7 protein-coding genes and 1 pseudogene are annotated in these 10,634 nt (G+C 64.3%); 5 read left to right on the forward strand and 3 right to left on the reverse strand.

Going from position 1 to position 10,634, the window contains the following annotated elements:
• Positions 1-477: pseudogene (locus tag E1809_RS25670) on the forward strand (amino acid permease); the annotation flags it as partial.
• Positions 478-628: 151 nt separating this feature from the next.
• Positions 629-1,537, forward strand: a complete 909-nt coding sequence (locus tag E1809_RS25675) for a fumarylacetoacetate hydrolase family protein (RefSeq protein ID WP_133207060.1) — start codon at positions 629-631, stop codon at positions 1,535-1,537.
• A gap of 21 nt (positions 1,538-1,558) precedes the next feature.
• Here E1809_RS25675 and E1809_RS25680 read toward each other — a convergent pair whose 3' ends face one another.
• Positions 1,559-4,009 (reverse strand): FAD-dependent oxidoreductase, encoded by a 2,451-nt coding sequence (locus tag E1809_RS25680; RefSeq protein ID WP_133207056.1) that lies wholly within the window; start codon positions 4,007-4,009, stop codon positions 1,559-1,561.
• Between the two features lie 203 nt (positions 4,010-4,212).
• Positions 4,213-5,655 (reverse strand): flavin monoamine oxidase family protein, encoded by a 1,443-nt coding sequence (locus E1809_RS25685; protein WP_133207057.1) that lies wholly within the window; start codon positions 5,653-5,655, stop codon positions 4,213-4,215.
• A 137-nt stretch (positions 5,656-5,792) separates the two neighbouring features.
• Here E1809_RS25685 and E1809_RS25690 point away from each other — a divergent pair, with 137 nt between their 5' ends.
• Both E1809_RS25690 and E1809_RS25695 read left to right on the forward strand, forming a co-directional pair.
• Complete coding sequence (locus E1809_RS25690; protein WP_133207058.1) at positions 5,793-6,929, forward strand: FAD-dependent oxidoreductase; 1,137 nt, start codon at positions 5,793-5,795, stop codon at positions 6,927-6,929.
• Complete coding sequence (locus E1809_RS25695) at positions 6,929-8,188, forward strand: allantoate amidohydrolase (RefSeq protein ID WP_133207059.1); 1,260 nt, start codon at positions 6,929-6,931, stop codon at positions 8,186-8,188. The genes E1809_RS25690 and E1809_RS25695 overlap by 1 nt, the downstream gene beginning before the upstream one ends.
• A gap of 90 nt (positions 8,189-8,278) precedes the next feature.
• Here E1809_RS25695 and E1809_RS25700 read toward each other — a convergent pair whose 3' ends face one another.
• On the reverse strand, positions 8,279-9,625 hold the full coding sequence (locus E1809_RS25700; RefSeq protein WP_235835781.1) for an MFS transporter: 1,347 nt from the start codon (positions 9,623-9,625) through the stop codon (positions 8,279-8,281).
• A 278-nt stretch (positions 9,626-9,903) separates the two neighbouring features.
• Here E1809_RS25700 and E1809_RS25705 point away from each other — a divergent pair.
• On the forward strand, positions 9,904-10,634 hold a 731-nt coding region (locus tag E1809_RS25705; RefSeq protein WP_133204588.1), incomplete at its 3' end, for an amino acid ABC transporter ATP-binding protein.

Consider the following 10,634-nt stretch of genomic DNA (forward strand, 5'->3'; position numbering starts at 1 on the left):
AAATTCGCCCAACGCATGAACAAAGCCGGTGTCCCGTACGGCGGCATCGCAATCACCGCCGGCGTTTCCCTGCTCGGCGTGCCCCTGAACTACCTCGTGCCCTCCGACGCATTCGAAATCGTCCTGAACGTGGCCTCCGTGGGCATCATCGTCACCTGGGCCACGATCGTCCTGTGCCAGCTCCAGCTCAAACGCTGGGCCGACAAAGGCTGGCTGAAACGCCCGTCCTTCAGGATGTTCGGCGCCCCCTACACGGGCTACCTCTCGATCCTGTTCCTGGCAGGCGTCCTGGTCATGGTCTTCATCGACTCCCCGCTCACCATGCTCGTCACAGCGATAGCCTGCGCCCTCATCGTGGCCGGCTGGTACGCCTGCCGCAAACAAATCCACGAACTCGCCGCAGCCCGCGACGGCTACACCGGAAGCTCCCCCGTCGTCGCGAACCTTCCGGTTTCCGGTTCGGAGGACAAAATCTAGGACCGGTTCGAACCGGTTTTGAATGCCCGACGGCGGCACCCGCGGTTCCGTTTACTCGGAACCTTGGGTGCCGCCGTCGGTCATATTTCCCTCTTATAAAGGACCGCCGCAAACTGAAGACCGGATGTTCGAGCCAATGACGGAGGAATACATGGACATGAAGTTCGCCCGGTTGGGCGCTATCGGCCAGGAAAAACCGGTAGTCATCGCCCAGGACGCCAACGGCCCGGAAAAATACTTCAGCCTTGGGCCGCTCACGAAGGACATCGACGGCGGTTTCCTCGCCACGGACGGCATCGTTCGCACCCGTGAGGCCCTGATCCGCGGCGAACTGCCCGAAATCCAGCCCGGAGAGCTCAGGATCGGCTCACCCGTCGCGCGCCCGGGTTCGGTGGTCTGCATCGGCCTCAACTACGCGGCGCACGCAGCCGAGTCGGGAGCGACGCCGCCCGAGACACCCGTCGTCTTTCTCAAACCGAGCAACACGGTCAGTGGACCTTTCGACGCAACGCCCATCCCGCCGTCGTCGGAAAAGTACGACTGGGAAGTGGAACTCGGCATCGTGATCGGCCGCGAAGCGTCATACCTGTCGAGCACCGACGAAGCCGCAGGGTGCATCGCGGGCTACGTCGTGGGCAACGACCTCTCCGAGCGCAACTACCAGATGCCGGGCGCGGCCGGCCAGTGGACCAAGGGCAAGTCCCTTCCGCAGTCCACTCCCCTGGGCCCCTGGCTGGTTCCCGCGGACCAGCTCGACGCCGGAAGCCTCGGCTTGCGTACATGGGTCAACGGTGAGGTCCGCCAATCGTCTGACACCTCGGACATGGTTTTCGACATTTACACGATCGTCCACCACCTCAGCCAGTACATGCTCCTGGAACCCGGCGACGTTATCCTCACCGGAACCCCGGAAGGCGTGGCGATGTCCGGCCGCTTCCCCTACATCCAACCCGGCGACGTGGTTGAGCTTGAGGTGGACGGCTTGGGCCGCCAACGGCAGGAATACTACCGGGCGCAGGTGGCCGCGTTGGCTGCTACCGGATCCGCGGACCGCACCTGACGCTCCCTGGCTAACCGAGCGCTAGCCGAGCGGCGAGAGGTCGATCGTCGCCGGCAGCCTGCGGTTCAGGTGCGCGATTTCAACGGACGTGCCGGCGGCAGCGGCCTCGGGGTCAACCCAGGCGAAGCCAAGGAACGTGCCGCTGGCCGGGTCTTCCGCCACGCTGCTGATGTAACCCACCGAGCGACCTGCCGAAAGGACGGGCTCGCCGGTGATCACGGCGTGGTTGGGGTCTTGCAGCCGAAGACGGGTAAGAAGGCGGTGACCTTCCCGGCGGCCCTCCCCGTTGTGGTTTGTGGTTTGTCCGAGTCCGGCCTCAGCGGCCGTGTCCTGGGGACCATAATCCACGCCAAATGCGGGAATGCCGTTCGCGATCCGCAAAGCGTTGAACGCTTCGTCGCCTACCAGGACCAAGCCGTGGTCCTTGCCGGCGCCCACCAAAAGGTCCCACAGGAACAGGCCGTGTTCGGTGGCTGCATACAAAGTCCAGCCGCCGACTCCAGCAAGCGTCTCCGGGACGGCGCGCACTGGAACACCGCCGAGATCGATCACCGGGGCTTCGCCTCTTGTGGCCGCCGGAATTCCGCCGCGGGTCAGTTGATCAAGCAGCTCCGCCGATTTTGGCCCGATGAGGCCCAGGGCCGTCGTCGCAGATGACAGGTCGGATACAACGGCCGTACCGGAATGCGGCGTTTCGCGACGCAGGTGCCAAATGTCCTCCGGAGTGCTGCCAATGACGAGGTAGGCGTCGACGGCGGAACGGATTATGGTCAGGTCGGCGGCAATACCTCCCGAGGGAGACTCGACGAGGGCTCCGGTGGCCTCATCGACAGGAAGGGTGATTTCGGCGCCGAGCACTTCGTGCAGGTGCTTGCTGGCGCCGCTCCCGCGAATCTCGAAGACGTTCGCGGCTCCCCTGTCGACGAGTCCCACTGAACGCGCTGCCGCGGAAGCTTCCGCCGAAATGTTCGGCGACCATCCGTAGCTTGTCCAAGCATCCAGCGACCCCCTTTGGGCTGTTTCTGCCGAGGCGTACCAGAGCGGGCGCTCCCAGCCTCCCCGCGACGAACCGAATTCCGCCCCCAATGCTTCCTGCCGTGCATAGAACGGGGTGGCGGCGAACTTCCTCAGCCGGCTGCTTTGCTTGCGCGGGTGGCTGATGTCATAGACCTCGTCGTAGTTCTCACTGGCGAGTTCGATGCTCACCGTCCGTGTGAGGTGCGTCTGGTCGAACCGGCGGAAATCGAGGCTGGTGGTGTCCACGCCGGGATCGCCCGTGACAATCCAGTCGGCCAGGATACCGGCAACGCCCGCGGACTGGGTCAGCCATACGGATTCACCCAGCCACACGCCCTTCATGCCGGGGACTTCGCCCAGCAAGGGGTTTCCATCGGGGGTGAAAGAGAAGACTCCGTTGTAGCCGTCCACGGCTTCGCAATTAGCGGCTTCTGGGAACAAGCGCTGGAGTTCTGCCCAGCCATCCTGCAGGTCCGGCCAGGTCAACGGGTGGATGGCAGGTTCCACTTGGGTTTCCGCGAATTCCTCCGCAGACGCGATCTGGGACTGCTCCACGGGGATGACGCGGTGTTCGTACGTGCCCCACGCGAGGCGCTCGCCCATCTGGCGGAAGTAGGACCCGGTTCCCTGGTGCCGCACCATCGGGAGTTCAAGTTCGACGGCGTCGCTGCAGCCCGCCAGCGACGGCAATGCGGTGGTGGAAGCGGAGCAATGCTCCATCGGCACCATAGGCAATTCAAGCCCAAGGAGCTTGCCGAGCCCCGGCCCCCACAGTCCGGCGCACACCACCACGATGTCCGCGGCCATGAACTCGGTCCCTTCGGGCAAGCCCTGGCCCTTGGACGGGTTTCCGGGCACCGGCGGCGTGGAACGGACCTCGACGCCGCTCACGCGCCCGGCCTCCATCCGGAAGCCGGTGACTTCGGTGTGGCCGTAGAAGACAGCGCCGTTCGCAATGGCGCGCCGGGCTTGCCACTCGACTGCCCGCACTGCTTTGACCACTCCATCTGTGGGTGTGTGGAAACCTCCGACGACGGAGCTGGTATCCAGCGCGGGGAACAGTTCCGCGCAGTCGGCCGAAGTGACGATGCGGGACGGAATTCCCCACGACTGCGCCAGGTTGTGGCGGCGATGCAGGTATTCCATGCGTTCTTCGTCGCAGGCCAACTCCAGGCCGCCCACGCGCTTGAGGATCCAATCCCCGTCCAGGTCCAAGCCGTCAAGCTTGTCCAGGGTGCGCCGCGCCAGTTCCGACATCACGGGGGAACCGGTGGTCTGGAAGGCGAACCCGGGAGCGTGCGACGACGAACCGCCCGTCTTGTAGAGGGGGCCGCGGTCCACCACAGTCACTGACCTCATGCCGTGCCGGGTCAGGTCATCCGCCAATGCGGCTCCTACGACGCCGGCCCCGATGATGAGGATCCGGGTATCTGCGTCAAGTCGGGTGGTGCCCACGTTATCTCCCTTTGAAATCAGAGACGTCAGCGTCTCCGGTCAGAATGTTGATTTGGCTTGAGGCGCACGCGGTGGCCTCGGATAAGAGTTCTGAGTCACAGTATATATGAGATATGTGATCACAACTAGATTTTTAAAAAGTGGGCGAAAGCAGCGCGCCCCTGGGCGGCTCGCGCTGCTTTTGCCCGACTTTTACCCCGGAACTACGCCGGGACAGACAGCTCCGCCCGGAGCAATTGGGCCACCCGATGGCCTTCCTCGTACGCCCCGTGGGATCCTGCCGTTTCGGACGTGTAGTCGCCGGCAAAATGCAGGTTTCCTATGCTGCGGCGCAACTCGGGAAGGGCATCGTTCCGCTTCGGGGAGAGGACGGAAAAGCAGTGCTCCCACGTGGCGGCCACAGCTCCCGCAATTCGGCCGCGAAGCTCAGGGGCAACCTCAAGTAACTCCTCCACCCACTCATTGATGCGGGCCTCATCGTTTTCGATTCCAGGAAGGAACCCGGCAGAGTTGCCGTAACAGGTGAACCGGACAATTCCATCGGGCGGGACAGTCCCGGGCAGCGGATTGATAATGGCATCGAATTTCTTGCCGACGGTGGAAACGAACGACCAGTCGGCGATCCCTTCCAGGCCGTCGACGTTGGCCGCCACAGTGAGGGTTGTGCTGCCCGGCGTCTCTGCGGCCTTCAAGGCCTCGAGCTTCCAATCCGGCAGGCCCACACTGATACCGGCGAGCAGCGGAGCCGGCACTGCCATGACCACATGTCGGGCAGTCAGCACCTTGGACTCACCGCCATGGTCCGCCAAGACTTCGAACAGGCCGTCCCGCTCCCGCACGCTTGACACCCGCGCATTGGTGGTGATCGTCGTCGTGCTCCCGCAACGCCCGGCCAGGGCGCGGGGAAGGGATTGCATTCCATCGACGGGATAGAGACGGTTGTCCTGTTCGTGGACGATGTAGCTCGCAAGGTAGCGCAAGGCGTACTTGGCGGAAAGTTGCGTGGCATCACCGACGGCGCCGCCCCTGACCGCCGTTTCGATGACGCTTCGGGCGGGCCCGGGAAGGTGCGCGAGCCTCTCGGCCACGGTTTCGTTGACCAAACCGGCCGCGTTTTCGGTAATAGCGCCCTCTGAGGTGTTCGCGTTGTATTCCCGCGAGACGGATTCCATGAATTCCGCGAGCGCCTGCTTGGATTCGTCCGGCAGCGGAAGCGCGTCCACCACCTCGGCCGTGGACGACGCGACGGAAGTGACGCCGTCGACATGGACGCCGTAGGTTCCAGGATGGAACGGGGCGGTCCTGATCCCAAGTTCCGCGGCGAGCGACTCTGCCCGCGTTCCACGGTAGATGAACATCGCTCCGGTATTGACCGGGGCGCCCGCGAGGTCGCGGCTCAGCGTCCTGCCGCCGATATCGCTACCTGCCTCAAGGACCTGGATGTCCAGGCCAAGGTCTCGAAGGTAGTAGGCAGTAGCGAGGCCAGCAGGGCCGGCTCCGACTACCACCACATCATGATTTGCTTCCAAGTTTGTGCCAACTTTCGATTCGTCCCCTGACGGGTTGCCCACTGCAAGTCCACTCAGGTTACGAAAGAGATATGTGATCACACAATGGTTAGGTGGGAGATTTCTCTTCGAGGACACCGGGGAAGGCGATTCATTCGCCGGACGCTAATAATTGCTAGCCAAATGATATTGGACGGCGTGCCGCGGAGGGTGAGTTACTGGATGGAGTGAAGGGCGGCATCGGCCGTCCGCTACCTTTCCCGAAGGAGCCATCCATGGAATCGATCGAATTTGCCGTTATCGGGGCCGGGTTGTCCGGTGCCGCGACGGCGTGGCAGCTTGCCGCCGCAGGTCACGAGGTCGCGGTGCTCGAGCGCAGCACCCCGGCGAACGATGCCGGCAGTTCCCATGGTTCGGCGCGGATCTTCCGCTACGCCTACCCGGACGAGTTCTACACCGGCCTGGTGCAGGAGGCGAAGGCCGGGTGGGATGAGCTTGCCCGCCTTTCCGGGAAGGAACTGATCACCCCGTTCGGTGCGGTTGACTACGGATCGGTCCGCCAGCCCGAGCGCCTCGCCGCTGTGCTGGAGGCCCGCGGCATCGAGCACGAACTCCTCAGCGCCGAGGAAGCGCACAGCCGCTGGCCCCAGATCGCCTTCGACACGCAGGTCCTGTGGCACCCGGGCGCGGGCGTCATCGACGCCCACGAGTCCGTCACCGCGATGGTTGACCAGGCCGTGGCCCATGGCGCCGCCCTGCACAACAATTGGGCCGTCACGTCCATCACCGCCTCCAACGGCGGCTACCTCATCACGTCCGAAGACGGCCGCACCCTGCGGTCCGCGAACGTCGTGGTCGCCGCCGGCGGCTGGCTCCCGAAGCTGCTCGGTTCCCTGGCCCTGCCGTCCTCGTTCCTGGCGAACATGCCGCAGATCCACGTGCGTCAGGAACAGGCTTACCACTTCCCCTACACTGACGGCACCGAGCCCGCGTCCTGGCCGACGTTCATCCACAAGCGCGAAGGATTCCAGGCGTACGGGCTTCCCGGCGGGCGCGACGCCGGTTTCCGGGGACAGAAGGTCGCCGAGTACAACGGCGGGAAGGTCCTGCCCTCGGCCGCGGAACAGGACGGGCAGATCGACCCCGCCAACCGCCGTCGGGTAGTTGAGTACGTGGAAAAGTACCTGCCCGGCCTCGTCCCGGAACCCTACGCCGAAACCACCTGCCTCTTCACCAACACGCCCACCGAAGACTTCATCCTGGACCGCGCCGACGGCATCACCATCCTCTCCCCCTGCTCGGGACACGGCGCCAAATTCGCCCCGCTCATCGGCCAGCTGGGGGCCGCCCTCGCCACCGGGACCGGTACAGTCCCTGAACAATTCCGCCTCGCCGCGATCGGAGCCCGCTGATGACAACGGAAAACACCACTAAGGGCCCGACGGCGGCAGCCACCACCGCGGCGACCGTCACCGGACTGCTGGCCGAGATTGCCCGCACCGGTACCGACGCGATCCGCGGCGGCTACACCCGGCCCGTCTACTCCACGGCCGAACTGGACCTGCGGACCTGGTTCACCGACCAGGCCTCACGGCGCGGCCTCAGCGTCGAAACCGACCGCAACGGCGCCATCTGGGCCTGGTGGGACGTACCCGGCGGCGACCGAGCCAACGCCCTGGTCACCGGCAGCCACCTGGACTCCGTCCCCGGCGGCGGCGCGTTCGACGGTCCGCTCGGCGTCGCGTCCGCGCTGGTGGCCGTGGACCTCCTCAAGGCGCGCATGCCCACACCCACCCGGCCGCTCGCCGTCGTCGTCTTCCCCGAAGAAGAAGGATCCCGCTTCGGGGTCGCGTGCCTCGGATCGCGCCTCCTGACCGGAGCCATCGACCCCGACAAGGCACGCAAGCTGCGCGATCCGGACGGAAACACCTTCGCCGACGTCGCCGGCGCGAACGGCCTGGACCCGCGGTTCATCGGCCGCGACGAGGAACTCCTCGGCAGGATCGGCGCGTTCGTGGAACTGCACGTCGAACAAGGCCGCGGACTGATCGACCTCAACCAGCCCACGGCGATCGCTTCCTCGATCCTCGGCCACGGACGCTGGGCCCTGAGCGTCCACGGGCAAGGCAACCACGCCGGAACCACCCTGATGTCCGACCGGCACGACCCCATGGTCGCCGCGTCCAGGATGGTCGTGGCCGTGCGGGATGCCGCCCGGAACCAACCGCATGCCCGCGCGACCGTCGGACGGCTCCAGCCGGTGCCCGGCGGAACCAACGTCATCGCCTCCCGGGTGGACTTCTGGCTCGACGTCCGCCACCCCGACGACGCCGTAACGGCCGCCGTCGTCGAAACCATCCACCAACAAGCCCAACTCATCGCAGCAGAAGAAGGCTGCACAGTGGAACTGCGCGAAGAATCCCTCAGCCCCACCGTCCACTTCGACCCCGCCCTGGGCAAGCAACTCCAGAAAATCCTGCCCGACGCCCCCATCCTGGACACCGGGGCAGGACACGACGCCGGCGTCCTCGCCCCCTACGTCCCCACCGCTATGGTCTTCGTCCGCAACCCCAGCGGAATCTCCCACTCCCCCGAAGAACACGTCGTGGACGAAGACGCCGAAACCGGTGCCGTCGTCCTGGCCGACGCCCTCCATGGACTCATGGCCTGACACAGGGGGAAAGGCGGTTGGAATTCCCTCGAGTAGGGGATTCCAACCGCCTTTGTTGTAACTTCTTGTGTTCGTGCCGCGGTTCCCGCGTCAGTGGGTGAAGCCGGCAGCCGTCTCGCTCAGGTTCTTTCCCTTGGTTTCCGGCGCCAGCCACTGGGACAGGATGGCGCCAAAGAGCGTGAGGCCGGCGGCGATCAACATGGTGAATTGGGGACCGTAGTTCGCGACGGACCAGGGCAGGAGAAATGTGCCCGCGCCTGCACCGACGCGACTTACCGCGGTTGCGAAGCCAGTTCCAATGCCACGGATCTCAGTGGGGAAGACCTCGCCGGGATAGATGCCCGTGAGGGTGTTGTACCCCGCATTGAAGAACGAGAACATCAGGAAGCATGTCAGAACCACCCAAGCCGGTGCCCCTGCCCACAGTCCGATGATGAGCAGCAGCACAAAACACAGCCACTGCGGTGGAACGGTCAAGGCGCGCCTTCCCAGCCGATCGATAAGGATGACCGTGAGGATGACCCCGGCCGTTGCCACCGCTGACAACCCCACACCGCCGGCAAGCCCCTGGCTCAGCCCATAGCCTTCCAAAACCCCCTGCGCGAAGGTTGCGATGGCGAAGTAGGGCGTGACGGCGCAGAGCCAGAACATCGAGCAAAACAGCGTCGACCGCCAGTATCGGCGCGAGAAGAGCATCTTGAAGCTACCGTGCGAACGGTGCTGTTCTTGCTCGAGGTCGCTCGCATCGTTTCCGATTTCCATGTACTTATGGGCGATGGCGCGTGCTTCGTCGTGACGGCCTTTATTCCACAACCAACGTGGAGATTCGGGCAGTCCCAGCCGGGCGAAAAAGAGGATCAACGCAGGTAGGGTGCTGGAGCCGAGGATGATCCGCCAGTCCACGGAGGTGGTGGTCGTCAGGGCGTAACCGATGATGAACGCCACCATAAAACCGACATAGAAGGCCACCAGGGTCAGTCCCATGAGCCGCCCGCGCATCCGGGCAGGAGCGAATTCGGACATCAGCGGCCAGCCCACCGAGTATTCGACGCCGACGGCGACACCCATCAGCAGCCGGACAAGGAAGAGTTGCCATGGTTCGTGGACGATGAACTGGAGCGCCGAACCGACCACAAAGATTCCCATGTCCACCATGAACAAAGGCTTGCGGCCGAACTTGTCTCCAAGCCAGCCGCCCACGGGCGATCCAAGCAGGATGCCCAGAAGCGAAGAGGCTACGATCAGACCTTCCCACAACGGATTGAAATGCAGCTCCGTGGTGATCTTGCCGATGACCGTGCCGATGATTCCGAGGATGTAGCCGTCAAGGAACATTCCGCCAACCAGGACGGCCGTAAGCCTTGTCAGGAAGCGGCGTTTGAAGGCGACAACGCCGGGGGCTTCCGTGGTGGGGATTGCGCTCGTTACAGATGACACCAATCGCTCCTTGCTTTAAAGGCGGAAGACATCTTTTCTCCTTCGTCGTTGAGGGATTGTGTTCGCTGGAAGACGTGTGGCTACCATCACATCCAAATGTAATGTGTGATCACATATCTAGACAAGCGCACATCCGCGTTAGTAGAGTGACGTGCAGCACACAAGAATAGGCGGAGCATAGCCCGTCGAACCGAGCGTCACGCACCACCCGTGCAAAGCGCGGCATCCTCATTGATCTATCTCAGGGACAAGGAAGTCCCGCATTCAAAGGAAATGGCATGAGCTTCAGTTTTGGCACGAAGGCTCCCCGGGTATCGATGCACGGGGAGGTCGTGGTCTCCGGGCTTGGCAAGAGTTACGGGCCGGCCCGGGTGTTGTCGGATGTGAACCTGTCCATGGGCGAGGGCGAAGTGGTCTCGATCATCGGGCCCTCGGGGGCGGGCAAGAGCACGTTCCTGCGGTGCCTGAACTACCTGGAAACACCCACCGAGGGCACCATCGAGATCGGCGGGGCCCGGGTCGTCGCCGGCGGCAAACGGCCCGAGAAGGCCAGCCTGGACCACCTGCGCCGGGTCACCGGGATGGTGTTCCAAAGCTTCAACCTCTTCCCGCACCTGACCGTGATGGAAAACATCGCCCTGCCCCAACGCAAGGTCCTGGGCGTGAGCAAGGACCAGGCCCAGGACACCGCGAACAAACTGCTGAAGCGCGTCGGCCTGCCGGACAAGGCCGCGGCCTACCCCGCCCGGCTCTCCGGAGGCCAGCAGCAACGCATCGCGATCGCCCGCGCCCTGGCCCTGAACCCGAAAGTCATGCTCTTCGACGAACCGACCTCGGCCCTGGACCCCGAAATCGGCCTCGAAGTATTGGCCGTCATGCGCGACCTCGCCGACGAAGGCATGACCATGCTCGTCGTCACCCACGAAATGCACTTCGCCCGCGACGTCTCGGACCGGATCATGGTCATGGGCAACGGCGGCGTCCTGGAAATCGGACCCAGCGAACAAGT

Source organism: Arthrobacter terricola (assembly GCF_004354015.1).
Classification (GTDB): domain Bacteria; phylum Actinomycetota; class Actinomycetes; order Actinomycetales; family Micrococcaceae; genus Arthrobacter; species Arthrobacter terricola.